The sequence below is a fragment of the Pseudomonas sp. HP_12 genome, from assembly GCF_055283955.1.
The window spans coordinates 122,855-138,698 of sequence record NZ_JBTOQG010000010.1; the positions used below are offsets into that span (position 1 = coordinate 122,855).

Below are 15,844 nucleotides of genomic sequence, written 5' to 3' on the forward strand. Positions count from 1 at the left end.
GTTGACTGCTGGCGATGTGATCGGTTCGCTTCGACTGGACGTTGCACCGGCTCAAGGCATAGGCTTTGAGCTTTTCCAAACCTGCACAAGGACCCGGTCATGAGCCGTATTTACGCAGATAACGCCCATTCCATCGGCAACACGCCACTGGTGCAGATCAACCGAATCGCGCCGCGCGGGGTCACCATCCTGGCCAAGATCGAGGGGCGTAATCCGGGGTATTCCGTCAAGTGCCGGATCGGCGCGAACATGATCTGGGACGCCGAAAGCAGCGGCAAACTCAAGCCTGGCATGACCATCGTCGAACCCACTTCTGGCAACACCGGCATCGGCCTGGCCTTTGTTGCCGCAGCCCGTGGCTACAAGCTGACACTGACCATGCCGGCCTCCATGAGTATAGAGCGGCGCAAAGTGCTCAAGGCCCTGGGCGCCGAACTGGTGCTGACCGAGCCGGCGCTGGGCATGAAAGGCTCCATCGCCAAGGCCGAGGAGTTGCTTGCCAGTGACCCCGCCACGTACTTCATGCCGGCGCAGTTCGAGAACCCGGCCAACCCGGCCATTCACGAGAAAACCACCGGCCCGGAAATCTGGAACGACACCGACGGCACTATCGACGTGCTGGTTGCGGGCGTCGGCACCGGCGGCACGATCACCGGGGTCTCGCGCTACATCAAGCACGCCATGGGCAAGCCGATTATCTCGGTGGCTGTCGAACCCATGGGCTCGCCGATCATCACCCAGGCGATGGCCGGTGAAGAGATCAAACCCAGCCCCCACAAGATTCAGGGCATTGGCGCGGGTTTCATCCCGAAAAACCTCGACCTCTCGATTGTCGACCGCGTCGAACTGGTGAGTGACGAAGAAGCCAAGGCCATGGCCCTGCGCCTGATGCAGGAGGAGGGGATTCTCTGCGGTATTTCCTGTGGTGCCGCCATGCACGCAGCGGTGCGGATGGCCGAGAAGCCGGAAATGCAGGGCAAGACGATCGTGGTGGTGCTGCCGGATTCGGGCGAGCGCTACCTGTCGAGCATGCTCTTCAGCGACCTGTTTACTGAACGCGAGCTGACCCAATAGTCGTGTTGGCGGCTGCTTCGGCTTTTTACCCGGCGGACTAAGGCTTATGATGGCCGCCATTCGAAACCCGCCGGAAGATTGTCCCAGGTCATCCGGCGGCGGTTTCAGCAGCGTAAGCTTCGGGCCGCGCGGTTCGGCCCTGTTCCAAGGAGAGTTTCATGACCCTTTCTTTTGCTGTCAAAGCGGCGATTCTGCTGCTGTTTGTCGGCAGCACGCTGTACGTGCATCTGCGCGGCAAGGCGCGTTTGCCGGTATTGCGCCAGTTCGTGAATCACTCCGCACTGTTCGCCCCGTATAACGCCTTGATGTACCTCTTCTCCAGCGTGCCGTCCAAGCCTTATCTGGACCGCAGCAAGTTTCCCGAGCTCGATGTGCTGCGCGACAACTGGGAAACCATCCGCGATGAAGCCATGCACCTGTTCGACGAAGGCTATATCCGTGCCGCCGCGAAGGACAACGACGCGGGTTTCGGGTCGTTCTTCAAGAAAGGCTGGAAGCGTTTTTACCTGAAGTGGTACGACAAACCGCTGCCGTCCGCCGAGGCGCTGTGCCCCAAGACGGTCGAACTGGTCAGCCGCATTCCCAACGTCAAAGGCGCGATGTTCGCCCTGTTGCCCGGTGGCAGTCACTTGAACCCGCACCGCGACCCGTTTGCCGGCTCCTTGCGTTATCACTTGGGCCTGTCGACGCCGAACTCCGACGATTGCCGCATCTTCGTCGACGGTCAGGTCTACGCATGGCGCGACGGTGACGACGTGATGTTCGATGAAACCTACGTGCACTGGGTCAAGAACGAAACCGACGTCACCCGCGTGATTCTGTTCTGCGACATCGAGCGGCCGCTGAGCAATCGTTTCATGACCGCGGTCAACCGCCGCGTCAGTGCGTTTCTCGGTCGCGCCACCGCGCCGCAGAACACCGATGACGAGCGCGTCGGCGGGATCAATCAGGCCTATGCGTTCAGCAAGCGCTTCAGCAACAGCTTCAGCGGCAAGGTCAAGCAGTTCAAACGCGCCAACCCCAAGGCCTATCGCATCCTGCGTCCGGTGCTGGCAGTGATCGTGCTGACGCTGCTGGGCTACTGGCTGTTCGGCTAACACTCGGCTTTATCGAGCGCCGCTGCACCCTGTGCAGCGGCGCTTTTTTTATGCTCGGGGCAAGGGCATAACCGGCAAATAGCACGTCTATTCAATCCTCTCCGGGCCAGTCGGCGGACCCTGCGTTCAGCCCTTTTGCCCGGAGACGATGTTCATGCGCGCCAGATTCCTGATGCTTTCCGCCACGCTGTTCGGCCTGGCCGGTCCGATGGCGACCGTGGTTGCACCGACCGTTGCCTTTGCCCAATCCGCCGCCGTGGCCGTTGCGCCTCAATACGACACCACTCACGTGTACGTCGCGCCTGCGGATGTAGATCGCTTTGTGCAGAGCTTCACCGCGACGTTCGGCGGGCAGAGCACGCCACAGGTGGTGGTCAATGTCTTGCCGGTGCCCAGCAGCACGACGTCCCAGTTGATTCAAACGCCGGTCGGCACGGTTTCCTTATTCGGTTTCAAGACCCCGATCCCGCGTCCGTTTGGCGATGAGCGCAACGGCTATCTGGTCAAGGACATGGATCTGGCGATCAAAGAAGCGCGTCAGGCCGGCGCCGACGTCATCGTTTCGGACTTCCCGGACCCCATCGGTCGCGACGCCGTCGTGCAGTGGCCGGGTGGCGTGAATATGCAGCTTTACTGGCACACCAAAGTGCCGAGTTACGCACCGTTCCAGACCATTCCCGAGAATCGCGTCTACGTGTCCAACGACCGGGCTGCCGCGTTCGTAAAAGCGTTTATCGCGTTCTCCCACGGCAAAGTCGTCAGCGACGAGAAGAAAGCGCCGGGCATCGAGATCGGTCGCGCCGATGCCACTTTCCACCGCATTCGCATCGAGTCCCCGTTCGGCAAAATGGTCGTGCTGGCCACCGACGGCCATCTGCCGTACCCGTTCGGCCACGAGAACACCGGCTATGAGGTTGGCAATCTGCAGGATACGTTGAGCAAAGCCAAGGCGGCTGGCGTGAACGTGCTCGTCGAGCCCTTTACCAGCGCAGGACGTACGGCGGCAGTTGTTGAGTTTCCGGGTGGCTACGTCGCTGAAATTCATCAGACCGCTGCGGCCGGTTGACCGATGGCGAGTGCTCGATTCGCCTCAGGTTTGAGTGGTGTATGCCTGGCGGTGGCGTTGCCGATGGTGAGTGCCCAAGTCAATGCCGATACGACTGAGTCAAGGCCGGCGATCAAGACCAATCGCTGGCAGGAGGATTGGTCGGTACTGGCCAATCCGACCCTCAGGACGGCGCCGCTGGACAGCCTGAAGTACATCCCGCTGTCTTCGGACAACCCCCAGACGTACCTGTCGTTGGGCAGCACCCTGCGTGAACGTTTCGAGATGAACGACGCCAGCGCGTTCGGTACGCGAAATGTCGCCCGGGACCGGTATTTGCTGCAGCGCTTTCAGGTGCACGCCGATCTGCACTTCAATGAAAACTGGCGCGTGTTTACACAGCTGGAAGACGTGCGCGCCTACGACAAAACCACCATTGGCGGCGCTGACCAGAATCGCACCGACCTGCGCCTGGCGTTTCTGGAGTACACCAAAAAGCTGGGAGACAACACCTTCAAGGCGCGGGTGGGACGGCAGGATTTCGCTTTCGACTTGCAGCGCTTTATTTCCTCCCGCGACGGACCGAACGTGCGCCAATCGTTCGATGCCTTGTGGGCGGACTGGGAGACCGGGCTGTGGCGCTTCATCGCGATTGCCAGCCGACCGGTGCAATACCAGGACGAGCGCCACTTCGACGATCGCTCGAACCACGAATTTCGCTTTCACATGCTGCGCGCCGAGCGGCTGGTGGGCGGCAGTAACGAGCTGTCGGCCTACGTCGGGCTGTATGAACGCGACGACGCCAGTTACCTCGATGCCAACGGCGCAGAACACCGGAACATCTTTGACGCTCGACTGGGCGGCGCGGCCGATGGCTATGACTGGGACCTGGAGGCGATGGGGCAGACCGGTTCGGTCGGCGCCAAGAGCATTCGCGCCTGGGCGGCGGGTAGTCGCGTGGGTTACACCTTCGCCGACGTCAGCTGGACGCCGCGTCTGGGTCTGCAACTGGACGCCGCGTCGGGCGACCGAAAAAACGGCGACGGCACGCTGGGCACGTTCAATCCGCTGTTTCCCAACGGCTACTATTTTTCGCTGGGGGGCTACACCGGCTATGCCAACATCCTGCACGTCAAACCGTCGATTACCATCAAGCCGATCGCCAAGCTGAGCATTCAGACGGCCCTTGGCCTGCAATGGCGGGAGACCACCGAAGACGCCGTTTACGTGCAGCCCAACATCGCGGTGGCCGGAACCGCGGGGCAGGGCAGTCGCTGGACCGGCGCTTACGGGCAGGTGCGCACGGACTATGCGTTCACCCCTAATCTGAGCGGCGCGGTCGAGGCGGTGCACTACGACGTCGGCCAGTCAGTGCGCGATGCCGGCGGGCACGACAGCAATTACCTCGGCGTCGAGCTGAAACTGTCCTGGTAGCGCTGCATCAGGGCAATTCACGACGTCGCGTTATGGCATTGCACGAGGCACCGCTGGCTGGTTATAGTCGGCCTCGTTGTTGTAACACTTGGCAACACCGAGTCACTCCTTTCAGAAGATGAGTACGATGCCTGCATCCCGCACCCGGTTCGCTTTATCCGCCACGGCTCGCGCTGTTGCGGAACCGTGCAGCTGCATGCAAATCGCCTTCATCACGCGTTACCCGCCACCCCCATCAGTGAACAGTCCTGTCGTGTGCGTCGTTGCACCGCCAGGCGTCGTTGTGCTCGGCTGACCGACTGCGTCAACGCTGTCGACCGAAGCCTGCAAACGCCCGCAAAACATCCGTGAATCCGGTTCGTGCCGGGTCCGATTTTGTCTGAATCACAGGTGACTCATGTTCGCTAATAAAGCCTTGGCCTCGATGGCCACGACGACGCTTTTCGTCCTGCTCTGGAGCAGCGGCGCGATCGTTTCCAAGTGGGGCCTGACCCACGCTTCACCGTTTGCATTTCTACTGTTCCGTTTTCTGCTGGCGCTTGTGGCGCTGGCGATCCTGATCCCGGCCTTGGGTTACAAGCTTCCCGCCACCCGCGCGTCGATGGGCTTTGCGTTGATGACAGGGGCGGTGCTGCTGGGGGCTTATCAGATCTGCTACCTGCTGGCGCTGGACATGAAAGTCGCGCCCGGCGTCATGGCCACGATCATGGGCGTGCAACCGATACTCACGGCCGTGCTGGTTGAACGCAGCCGCTCGGCGTCACGCATGTTCGGCCTGAGTCTGGGGCTGGCGGGTCTGGTGCTGGTGGTCTGGCAAGGCATCGGCGACGGCGGATCGCTGGCCGGCATGGCATTCGGCGTACTGGGCATGTTGAGCATGACCGGCGGCTCGATCATGCAGAAACGCATCACCGACAACCCCCTCGGCACGTTGCCGGTGCAATACCTTGCGGGGACGGTGGTGTGTGCCGTGTTCGTTCCGTTTCAGCCCTTTCATTTCGAACACAGCATCGGCTTCTTCGTGCCGGTGCTGTACATGGGGCTGGTGGTATCGGTGCTGGCGACGTTTCTGCTCTATCGGCTTATCGCCCAAGGCAATCTGGTCAACGTCACCAGCCTGTTTTACCTGGTGCCCGGCGTCACCGCGATCATGGACTACCTGATCTACGGCAACCGCCTCGCGCTGATGAGCTTGCTGGGGATGGTGCTGATTGTGGTGGGGTTGGTGTTTGTGTTCAGGAAGGTTAAATAGAACCGTCCACGGCTGCGGCGAATGCTGCGGGCAATGCGGAAGAAAACTGTAGGAGTGAGCTTGCTCGCGATCTGGCGCGCAGCGGCAGCAAACCGGTGCGTGCCGTGTGTCAGGCATTACCGGTTTCACGACTGCTGCGCAGCCGATCGCGAGCAAGCTCACTCCTACAGCGGATCATCGTTCCCATCTTGACGAGACCAGCCAGCCTCAACCCAACCGCACATGCCGGCTCAACAACGCCCGCAGCGCGGCGGGCTTCACCGGTTTGGCCAGATACTCAAGGCCGGCGGCGTGTACCTGGGCGATCAGCTCCGGGCGGCCGTCGGCGCTGATGACCACGCCAGGGACCGGCTCACCCAGTTGCGTGCGCAGCCAGGCCATCAGTTCGGTGCCGATTTCGCCGTGATCCAGGTGGTAATCCACCAGGGCCAGGTGCGGTCGAATGCCGTCGATGAGCAGGGCCTGGCATTCCTCACGATTGCGCGCGGTCCAGACCTGGCAACCCCAGCGGCTCAGCAGGCTGTTCATGCCAATCAGGATGCTGTCCTCGTTGTCGACGCAGAGGATTTGCGTACCGTTGAGCGCAGCACGCGAAGGTTCGCTCGGCACAACGGCCGGTATCGGCAATGCAGGCGCCAGCGGCACCGTGACGCTGAACACGCTGCCCTGGCCCGGCCATGAACGCACTTCCAGCGAATGACCGAGCACGCGGCACAGACCATCGGCAATCGCCAGCCCCAAACCCAGGCCCTTCTCGGCGCGGGTCTGATGGCTGTCCAGCCGCTTGAACTCCTCGAAAATCACCTGGCGCTTGTCCTCGGGAATACCCGGCCCACGGTCCCAGACTTCCAGACTCAGCTGCCCGTTACGGCGCCGCACCCCCAGCAGAATCGGCCCCTTGGCGTAACGAAACGCATTGGTCAGGAAGTTCTGCAGCACCCGCCGCAGTAGCTTGGCGTCGCTGGCCACGCGCAACGTGCTGCCGCGCACGCGGAAGTCCAGACCCTGCTCCTGGGCGAGGGCCTTGAATTCGGCGCCGAGGGTTTCAAACAGGTTGTTCAGCGCGAACGGCGTGATGGTCGGCGTGAACTTGCCATTTTCCAGCCGCGAAATATCCAGCAGGTCGCTGATCAAGTCTTCGGCCGAACGCAGCGAGCTGTCCAGATGCTGGATCAGCTGTTTCGCCTCCGCGGGCACGTTGTCGTCGTTGTGCAGCAGGGCGGCGGAGAACAAACGCGCCGCGTTCATGGGCTGCATCAGGTCATGGCTGACGGCGGCGAGAAAGCGCGTTTTCGACTGATTGGCGGCTTCCGCATGGGCCTTGGCTTCGCTCAGCGCCGTGTTCAGCTGCGACAGCTCCCGCGTCCGTTCAGCCACGCGTTGTTCGAGGCTTTCGTTGGCGCCCTTGAGCGCATGCTCGGCCTCGCGGAACGCGGTGATGTCAGTGAAGCTCATGACGAAGCCGCCGCCGGGCATCGGGTTGCCGATCAGCTCGATCACCTGCCCATTGGGAAACAACCGCTCGGACGTGTGCGCGCGGCCCTGACGCATCCAGTGCAGGCGCCGGGCGACATGCACTTCGGCCTCGCCGGGGCCGAGCAAACCGCGCTCGGCGTTGTAGCGGATGATGTCGGCGATGGGCCGCCCCACGCTAATCAGGCCTTCCGGGTAATTGAACAGCTCCAGATAGCGCGCGTTCCAGGCCACCAGTCGCAGGGATTGATCCACCACGCTGATGCCCTGAGTGATGTTCTCGATGGCGCCTTGCAGCAGCGCGCGATTGAACTGCAGCACCTCGGAAGCTTCGTCGGCGATGCGCACCACGTCTTCGAGCTGCATGTCGCGGCCTTCAATCGCCGCCTTGACCACCGCCCGCGTCGACGACGTGCCCAGCACTCCTGCCAGCAAGCGTTCGGTGTGGGCGATCCATTCGCCGTTGGCGTTCTGGTTGGGGTTAAAGCCCTTGCCCTGGCGGTAGGCGAAGCGGATGAAGCTCTGTTGCGCCCGCTCTTCGCCGACGAAACGCGCCGAGAGCTTGAGCAGGTCCTCGATCTGCACCGCCAGCAGCGAGCGATTGTTGGGCCGAGCCTGCAATTCCTGGCCGATGAAACGCCCCGCCTGCCAGTGTTCGGACACTCGCGTTCGCGACAGCAGCGAGACCCACACAAACAATGCCAGGTTGCCCAGCATCGACAGCACCACGCCCTGGGTCAGCGGGCTGATCGGCAGATTGAACGGGTTGCTGTGCAGCCACGCCAGCAGCGGAAAACTGCTCAGCGACCAGCCCATGCTGTGGGCAATGATCGGCAGCACCAGGGTGTAAAACCAGATGAACACCCCGGCAGCAAGCCCGGCGAACACCCCGCGACGATTGGCCGGCTTCCAGTACAGCGCGCCGATCATCGCCGGCATCAACTGAGTGATGGCGGCGAAGGCGATCTGGCCGATGGTCGCCAGGCTCGCAGTCGAGCCCAGCAGCCGGTAGCTGACGTAGGCGAGCAACAGAATGACGACGATGCTGACCCGGCGCACCGAGAGCATCCAGTGGCGAAAGACTTCAAACGGACGCTCGGCGGTTTTGCGCCGCAGCAGCCACGGCAGCAGCATGTCGTTGGAAACCATGGTCGAGAGGGCGACGCTGGCAACGATGACCATGCCGGTGGCGGCCGAGGCGCCGCCGATGAACGCCAGCATGGCCAGCGCCGGGTGCGCGTGGGCCAATGGCACGCTGATCACGAACGAGTCCGGCAGCACCGAGGCGGGTAGCAGCATCTGCCCCGCCAGCGCAATCGGCACCACGAACACCGCGGCCAGCAGCAAATACGCCGGGAACACCCATTTCGCCAGGCGCAAATCCTGTGGCTCGATGTTCTCCACCACGGTGACGTGAAACTGCCGGGGCAGGCAGATGATCGCCATCATGGCGACGCCGGTCTGCACCACCATCGATGGCCAGTTGACCGTTTCTTTCCAGTACTCCTCCAGACGCGGTGCGAGCATGGCCTGGTTGAACAGGTCGTCCACGCCGTCGTACAGGCCGAAGGTCACGAACGCGCCGACGGCCATGAAGGCGAACAGCTTGACCAGCGACTCGAAGGCAATCGCCAGGACCATGCCGCGGTGGTGCTCGGTGGCGTCGAGGTTGCGGGTGCTGAAGACGATGGTGAACAGCGCCAGCACCAGCGACACGATCAGCGCAGTGTCCTGGGCGCGAGTCCCTGTGGCGTCGGCGCCGGCACCGATCAGAATGTTCACCCCCAGCACGATGCCTTTGAGTTGCAGCGCGATGTAGGGCAACACGCCGATCAGGCAGATCAGCGCGACGACGACGGCGAGGGTTTGCGACTTGCCGTAGCGGGCGGCGATGAAGTCGGCGATTGAAGTGATGTTTTCCTGCTTGCTGACCAGCACCATTTTCTGCAGCACCCAGGGCGCCAGCAGCATCAGCAGAATCGGCCCGAGGTAGATCGGCAGAAACGACCACAATTGCTCGGCGGCCTGGCCGACCGAGCCGAAAAACGTCCAGCTGGTGCAGTAAACCGCCAGCGACAGGCTGTACACCCAGGCGCGCAGGCGCGGCGGCAGCGGGGTACTGCGGCGGTCACCGTAAAAGGCGATGGCGAACATGATGGCCATATAGGCCAGGGCGACGGCAGCGATCAGCCCGCTGGACAGCGACATGGGAACTCCGGAGGCAAGCGGCTAGCGGTTTCGGTGGCGATCCCTCGCCGGCCGGACAGTCTCGCACGCCGCGTGGGGTTCGTCTGTTACGACCAAGGTCTGAGCGGCGCGGTGTCGCAGGAATGCGATGAATCCCATGCCCGGTTCATATCGGGGAAATCTATGATGCATAGCGAAATTACCCGCTTAGTCGATATCAGCTGCCGTCCTACTATGGGGACCACCTCACACGAGGACAGGAGCTCGCCATGACCCACGCCATTTTCTGCCCGCAAAGACCCTTCAGCCAACTGAGCCATCCACGGGAAGTCATCCGCCAATTCACCCCCAACTGGTTCGCCGCGACCATGGGCACCGGGATTCTGTCGGCTGTGCTGGTGCAGCTTCCGGTGCCCATCCCCGGCGTGTTCAAGCTGGCCGAAGCCTTGTGGATGCTGAACATCGTGCTGTTCCTGACCTTCAGCGCCCTCTACATCGCCCGCTGGGTGATGTTTTTCGACGAGGCGCGGCGGGTGTTCGGGCATTCCACGGTGTCGATGTTTTTCGGCACGATTCCCATGGGCCTGGCGACGCTCATCAATGGGCTGCTGACTTTCGGCCTGCCGCGATGGGGCGACGCCGTGCTGCCGATTGCCGAGATGTTGTGGTGGCTGGACGTGGCGATGTCCCTGGCCTGCGGCGTGGTCATCCCGTTTTTGATGTTCACCCGCCAGGAACACCGTATCGATCAGATGACCGCCGTCTGGCTTCTGCCGCTGGTGGCCTGCGAAGTGGCGGCGGTGAGCGGCGGGCAGCTGGCGCCACATCTGACGGACAGTCACAGCCAGTTCAGCGTGCTCATCACCAGCTACGTGCTGTGGGCGATGTCGGTGCCGGTGGCGTTCAGCATTCTGACCATCCTGCTGTTGCGCATGGCCCTGCACAAACTGCCCCACGAAAGCATGGCCGCATCGAGCTGGCTGGCCCTCGGGCCGATCAGCACCGGCGCATTCGGTTTGATTGTGCTGGGCGCCGATTCGCCACTGATCTTCAACGCCAACGGACTGCCCGGCGTCGGCGAGATCGCGTCGGGCCTTGGCCTGATCGGCGGCGTGATCTTGTGGGGTGTCGGCGTGTGGTGGTGCCTGATGGCGCTGCTGATCACCACGCGTTACCTGCGCAACGGCATCCCGTTCAACCTGGGCTGGTGGGGTTTTACCTTTCCGCTGGGGGTGTTCGCGCTGACCACCCTGAAGCTGGGCACGGTGCTTCATCTTGTGTTCTTTGCGGTTCTCGGCAGCGTGCTGGTCGCCTCGCTGAGTGTCCTGTGGCTGGTGATCATGAAGCGCACCGTGACCGGGGCCTATAAAGGCGAGCTGTTCGTTTCGCCCTGCATCGCTGGCTTGCGCTAGATAGCGCTCCCACGCTCTAACGGACTATCCGTTGGAGCGCATGCTCGACTTTGCCGCCGGCGTCGTCTTCAATGTGGCCCGGAACCGCCGTTCGGCGTTCCCATCCGAAAGCCGATACCGGCGCCACTCAGGACCAGGGAAGATGAGTCAGTCGCAGTTCAGTTTGTTGGGTAAGCGGCGCTTTCTGCCGTTTTTCGTGACCCAGTCCCTCGGGGCGTTCAACGACAACATCTTCAAGCAGTCGCTGATCCTCGCCATCCTCTACAAGCTGAGCATCGACGGCGACCGCTCCATCTACGTCAACCTCTGCGCCTTGCTGTTCATCCTGCCGTTCTTTCTGTTCTCGGCGCTGGCCGGGCAGTTCGGCGAGAAATACCCCAAGGACAAGCTGATCCGCATGATCAAGGTCCTGGAGATCGTGATCATGGTCGTGGGGGCCACGGGTTTTCTGTTCAACCACCTGTCGCTGATGCTGGCGGCGCTGTTCGCCATGGGCACTCACTCGGCGTTGTTTGGGCCGGTGAAGTACTCGATCCTGCCCCAGCACCTGCATGAGAACGAACTGGTGGGCGGCAACGGCCTGGTGGAAATGGGCACGTTTTTGGCGATCCTGGCCGGCACCATCGGCGCCGGAGTGATGATGTCGGCGACCCACTACGCGCCCATCGTCGCGGCAGCGATGGTCTCGGTGGCGTGTCTGGGTTACCTCGCGAGCAGGGGCATTCCGCCGGCCGCGGCCGCTTCGCCGGACATGCGCCTGAACTGGAACATCTTCAGTGAATCCTGGGCCACCCTGAAACTCGGCCTGGGGCAGACCAAAGCGGTGTCGCGTTCCATCGTCGGCAACTCGTGGTTCTGGTTCGTCGGGGCGATTTATCTGACGCAGATCCCGGCCTACGCCAAGGAATTTCTGTACGGCGATGAAACCGTCGTCACCCTGATTCTGACGGTGTTCTCCATCGGCATCGCCGCTGGTTCCATGCTCTGCGAGCGACTGTCCGGGCGCAAAGTGGAGATCGGCCTGGTGCCGTTCGGCTCCATGGGCCTGACCGTGTTCGGCTTGTTGCTCTGGTGGCATTCCGGTGATTTCCCGCAGAACGTGCAGGCCAATAACTGGCTGGCGATTCTGGGTTACGGGCAGGCGTGGTGGGTGTTGCTGGACATCCTCGGCATCGGCGTCTTCGGCGGCTTTTACATCGTGCCGCTGTACGCGCTGATCCAGTCGCGAACGGCGGAGAAGGAGCGCTCGCGGGTCATCGCGTCCAACAACATCCTCAACGCGCTGTTCATGGTGGTGTCGGCGATCGTTTCGATCATCCTGCTGAGCGTGGCGAAGCTGTCGATTCCGCAGCTGTTCCTTGTCGTGTCGCTGATGAACATCGCGGTCAACGCCTACATCTTCAAAATCGTGCCCGAGTTCACCATGCGTTTCATGATCTGGCTGCTCAGCCATTCCATGTACCGCGTTGAGCATCGCGACCTTGACCAGATCCCTGATGAGGGCGCGGCATTGCTGGTGTGCAACCATGTCTCGTTCGTCGATGCGCTGTTGATTGCCGGCTCTGTGCGCCGGCCGATCCGCTTCGTCATGTACTACAAAATCTTCAATCTGCCGGTGCTGAATTTCGTGTTCCGCACGGCGGGCGCCATCCCGATTGCCGGTATCAAAGAGGACAAGGCAGTGTTCGACAGCGCGTTCGAACGCATCGCCCATTACCTTAAGGAAGGCGAGCTGGTGTGCATCTTTCCGGAAGGTAAGCTGACCACCGACGGCGAGATCGACACCTTTAAGAGTGGCATGACCCGGGTCTTGCAGGAGACTGATGTGCCGGTGATTCCAATGGCATTGCAGGGGTTGTGGGGCAGCTTTTTCAGCCGCGACCCGAACAAGGGCGTGTTCCGCAGGCTTTGGTCGCGAGTGACCCTGGTCGCCGGGCCTGCGTTGACGAGGGAGGCATCGCAACCGGCGCTGGTGCGTGAGCGGGTAGCGGAATTGCGGGGGGCGGTGCGCTAAGGCGAGTGCCAGCGCGTTAATAAGAAACCCGATATTTCTGGTGTCAAAATAACTTGTGGGAGTGAGCTTGCTCACGAAGACGGTATTCCTGCCGCAGAAAAATGAGCGGATGTACCGGCCTCTTCGTGAGCAAGCTCGCTCCCACAGGGATCGCATTTTGCCGGATGATGCGTGGGTGATCGGGGATCTCCCACAGGCGCCATGCCGATCACCCTACAATCGGCTTCTCTTCCGCAACCACCGCATCCGGCGTCATCTTCAGGAAGTACGTCGAAAGCAACGCGCCCGAAATGTTGTGCCAGACGCTGAACAGCGCGCTCGGCACCGCCGCCAGTGGCGAAAAGTGCGCAGCGGCCAGGGCGGCGCCGAGGCCTGAGTTCTGCATGCCGACTTCCAGGGACAGCGATTTGCGCTGAGCCAGTGGCAACTTGAACAGCTTGCCGGTGAAGTAACCCAGCAGAAAACCGAAGCTGTTGTGCAGGATCACCACGGCCATGATCAATAGGCCCGACTCGGCGATCTTCGCCTGACTCGCTGCCACCACCGCGCAGACGATCATCACGATGCTCACCACCGACACCAGCGGCAGCACGTCGACGGCAAAACTCACCTTGGCGCCGAGTAAACGTTGAGCGATGACGCCGAGCACGATCGGCAGCATCACCAGCTGCAGGATCGACCAGAACATTTCCATGAAGGACACCGGCAACCACGCCGACGCCAGCAGCCAGATCAGCGCCGGGGTCAGCAGCGGGGCGAGGAGGGTGGTGACGGCGGCGATGGCCACCGACAGCGCCAGGTCACCTTTCGCCAGCCAGGTCATGACGTTGGACGACGTGCCGCTCGGGCAGCAGCCGACCAGAATCACGCCCACGGCGACTTCCGGCGGCAGGTGAAACAACTGGCAAAGCAGCCAGGCCACGCCGGGCATGATCACGAAATGCGCGACCACCCCCAGAGCCACGCGCCAGGGATGGCGCACGACTTCAGAAAAATCATCAAGCTTCAGGGTCAGGCCCATGCCGAACATCACCAGCCCCAGCAACGGCACGATGTACGACTTGAGGCCGATGAACCAGGACGGGAACAGGAACGCCAGCACGGCGAACAACAGCACCCAGTACGCGAAGGTATTACCGACAAAACGACTCAACGCAGCCAGGGCACGCATGGCCTGCTCCTTTCTTATTGGTATGAATGAACCCGGAAACGGAAGGAGCCAGCAAGCCGGCTCCTGCGCCGTCAGGCGAAATCAGATCCCCTGGGGAATCTCTTCGCCGCCCAGTGCTTCCATCAGCTCCGGCAGGAACTCGCCGAATGTCAGCATCATCAGTGTGAAGCTGGCGTCCTGCTGCCCCAGCGCATCGTCGCCGCCGTTCTGCTCGGCTTCATCCTGCAGCAGGTCTTCGAACTTCAGGCGTTTGATGCCGAGCTTGTCGTCCAGCACGAACGACAGCTTGTCCTGCCACGCGAGCGACAGCTGAGTGACGACTTTGCCGGTGCTCAGGTGAAGCTGGATTTCGTCGCTGGTGAGGTCCTGACGCTTGCACTTCACAATGCCGCCGTCTTCGTGGGTGTCGCGCAGTTCGCACTCGTCCAGTACGAAGAAGTGCTCGGCGGTCTGGCTGGTCTTGACCCATTCGGTCATCACAGCGGTTGGCGCGGTCTTGACGGTCACGGGGCGGACTGGCAACGAGCCGACCACTTCACGCAGGGTCGACAGCAGGTCTTCGGCGCGCTTGGGGCTGGAAGCGTTGACCAGAATCACGCCTTGCTTGGGGGCGATGGCGGCGAAAGTGGCCGAGCGGCGGATAAAGGCGCGGGGCAGGAAGGCCTGGATGATTTCATCCTTGAGCTGATCGCGTTCCTTCTTGTAGACCTTGCGCATCTGCTCGGTCTCGATCTCTTCGACTTTCTCTTTCAAGGCATCGTTGACCACACTGCCGGGCAGAATGCGTTCTTCCTTGCGCGCCGAGATCAGCATGAAATCACCGCTGACGTGCACCAGTGGCGCGTCTTCGCCCTTGCCGAACGGGGCGATGAAACCGTAAGTGGTCAACTCCTGGCTGGCACAGGCACGTGCAGGCTTGGTCGCCAACGCGGTTTCCAGCGCCTCGGCGTCAAATGGCAGGTCCTGGGTCAGGCGATAGACAAGCAGGTTTTTGAACCACATGGGGTACATCTCTCCTTTATACAAAGGGGGGCATTATTCGCTGCTGTGACCCTGCGGCCAACCCTGATGTAAGCCTTTGGAAGGATTATAAAATTTATTTCAAAAAGTGCTTGCCAGCTTTTTGATCGCTCCGTAGAATGCGCGCCACACCGAAGCGAAGGGTGATTAGCTCAGCTGGGAGAGCGTCTGCCTTACAAGCAGAATGTCGGCGGTTCGATCCCGTCATCACCCACCATTCGTTTCAAGTGTTACGCGCAGCGGTAGTTCAGTCGGTTAGAATACCGGCCTGTCACGCCGGGGGTCGCGGGTTCGAGTCCCGTCCGCTGCGCCATATTGAGTTACGAGGCCCTTGAACTCCTCGTAACGACAAAGAGAGCGACCTTAGGGTCGCTTTTTTTGTGCCTGGGATTTGGTGGGCGCGGCTGATCTGAAGTGACCAGTGTCCACACTGGCCTCTTCCCGGCTGAAGCCGGTCCCACTAAAAGCAATGCGTGCACACCGTAGGACCGGCTTCAGCCGGGAAGCTTTTGATCTGCTTTTGTTCTTCCTACACAAAAAGTCCAGACACCGGCAATCGCGACTTGGGTGCAGGCTGAACGCAGGTCTCGCGGAGTGGGCCGAGCCGCATGGATGCGGCGAGAGCGCCGTCAGGACATGGATGTCCGTTCGGCGCGGGCCCACGG

10 protein-coding genes and 2 tRNA genes are annotated in these 15,844 nt (G+C 61.7%); 9 read left to right on the plus strand and 3 right to left on the minus strand.

Features of this window, described 5'->3' with window-relative positions:
• The first annotated feature begins 99 nt into the window (after positions 1–99).
• The 5 genes from cysK (at position 100) to ACYASU_RS09630 (ending at position 5,902) form a co-directional block, all read left to right on the plus strand.
• Positions 100–1,074, plus strand: a complete 975-nt coding sequence (gene cysK, locus ACYASU_RS09610; RefSeq protein WP_463582647.1) for a cysteine synthase A — start codon at positions 100–102, stop codon at positions 1,072–1,074.
• A gap of 158 nt (positions 1,075–1,232) precedes the next feature.
• A complete protein-coding gene (locus ACYASU_RS09615; RefSeq protein WP_133773082.1) occupies positions 1,233–2,171 on the plus strand; it encodes an aspartyl/asparaginyl beta-hydroxylase domain-containing protein in 939 nt (312 codons plus the stop codon).
• 208 nt (positions 2,172–2,379) lie between these two features.
• Entirely contained in the window at positions 2,380–3,237 is an 858-nt protein-coding gene (locus ACYASU_RS09620; RefSeq protein WP_463582659.1) for a glyoxalase, read from the plus strand.
• A gap of 3 nt (positions 3,238–3,240) precedes the next feature.
• Positions 3,241–4,650 carry an alginate export family protein gene (locus ACYASU_RS09625; protein WP_463582648.1) on the plus strand — a complete coding sequence of 470 codons (1,410 nt, stop codon included), beginning with the start codon at positions 3,241–3,243 and terminating at the stop codon, positions 4,648–4,650.
• 397 nt (positions 4,651–5,047) lie between these two features.
• Positions 5,048–5,902 (plus strand): DMT family transporter, encoded by an 855-nt coding sequence (locus ACYASU_RS09630; protein WP_463582649.1) that lies wholly within the window; start codon positions 5,048–5,050, stop codon positions 5,900–5,902.
• Positions 5,903–6,109: 207 nt separating this feature from the next.
• On the opposite strand, the gene ACYASU_RS09635 is transcribed toward ACYASU_RS09630, so the two are convergent.
• Complete coding sequence (locus ACYASU_RS09635; protein ID WP_463582650.1) at positions 6,110–9,583, minus strand: hybrid sensor histidine kinase/response regulator; 3,474 nt, start codon at positions 9,581–9,583, stop codon at positions 6,110–6,112.
• Between the two features lie 248 nt (positions 9,584–9,831).
• Here ACYASU_RS09635 and ACYASU_RS09640 point away from each other — a divergent pair, with 248 nt between their 5' ends.
• Complete coding sequence (locus ACYASU_RS09640; protein WP_463582651.1) at positions 9,832–10,974, plus strand: TDT family transporter; 1,143 nt, start codon at positions 9,832–9,834, stop codon at positions 10,972–10,974.
• A gap of 142 nt (positions 10,975–11,116) precedes the next feature.
• The gene (locus tag ACYASU_RS09645; protein ID WP_463582652.1) at positions 11,117–12,988 is read left to right on the plus strand and encodes an MFS transporter; all 1,872 of its coding nucleotides are present in this window, start codon (positions 11,117–11,119) and stop codon (positions 12,986–12,988) included.
• A gap of 208 nt (positions 12,989–13,196) precedes the next feature.
• On the opposite strand, the gene ACYASU_RS09650 is transcribed toward ACYASU_RS09645, so the two are convergent.
• Together ACYASU_RS09650 and rdgC are read right to left on the minus strand one after the other, a co-directional pair.
• Entirely contained in the window at positions 13,197–14,159 is a 963-nt protein-coding gene (locus ACYASU_RS09650; RefSeq protein WP_463582653.1) for a bile acid:sodium symporter family protein, read from the minus strand.
• Between the two features lie 81 nt (positions 14,160–14,240).
• Entirely contained in the window at positions 14,241–15,161 is a 921-nt protein-coding gene (gene rdgC, locus ACYASU_RS09655) for a recombination-associated protein RdgC (protein WP_122537474.1), read from the minus strand.
• Between the two features lie 159 nt (positions 15,162–15,320).
• Here rdgC and ACYASU_RS09660 point away from each other — a divergent pair.
• Positions 15,321–15,396: transfer RNA gene (locus ACYASU_RS09660), tRNA-Val, on the plus strand.
• Positions 15,397–15,415: 19 nt separating this feature from the next.
• A tRNA-Asp gene (locus ACYASU_RS09665) sits at positions 15,416–15,492 on the plus strand.
• Positions 15,493–15,844 lie beyond the last annotated feature (352 nt).

What these genes read in the sequence shown, in the direction of transcription:
- cysK (WP_463582647.1), top strand. Translation starts at nt 100, where the DNA reads ATGAGCCGTATTTACGCAGATAACGCCCATTCCATCGGCAACACGCCA.
- ACYASU_RS09615 (WP_133773082.1), top strand. Translation starts at nt 1,233, where the DNA reads ATGACCCTTTCTTTTGCTGTCAAAGCGGCGATTCTGCTGCTGTTTGTC.
- ACYASU_RS09620 (WP_463582659.1), top strand. Translation starts at nt 2,380, where the DNA reads ATGGCGACCGTGGTTGCACCGACCGTTGCCTTTGCCCAATCCGCCGCC.
- ACYASU_RS09625 (WP_463582648.1), top strand. Translation starts at nt 3,241, where the DNA reads ATGGCGAGTGCTCGATTCGCCTCAGGTTTGAGTGGTGTATGCCTGGCG.
- ACYASU_RS09630 (WP_463582649.1), top strand. Translation starts at nt 5,048, where the DNA reads ATGTTCGCTAATAAAGCCTTGGCCTCGATGGCCACGACGACGCTTTTC.
- ACYASU_RS09635 (WP_463582650.1), bottom strand. Translation starts at nt 9,583, where the DNA reads ATGTCGCTGTCCAGCGGGCTGATCGCTGCCGTCGCCCTGGCCTATATG.
- ACYASU_RS09640 (WP_463582651.1), top strand. Translation starts at nt 9,832, where the DNA reads ATGACCCACGCCATTTTCTGCCCGCAAAGACCCTTCAGCCAACTGAGC.
- ACYASU_RS09645 (WP_463582652.1), top strand. Translation starts at nt 11,117, where the DNA reads ATGAGTCAGTCGCAGTTCAGTTTGTTGGGTAAGCGGCGCTTTCTGCCG.
- ACYASU_RS09650 (WP_463582653.1), bottom strand. Translation starts at nt 14,159, where the DNA reads ATGCGTGCCCTGGCTGCGTTGAGTCGTTTTGTCGGTAATACCTTCGCG.
- rdgC (WP_122537474.1), bottom strand. Translation starts at nt 15,161, where the DNA reads ATGTGGTTCAAAAACCTGCTTGTCTATCGCCTGACCCAGGACCTGCCA.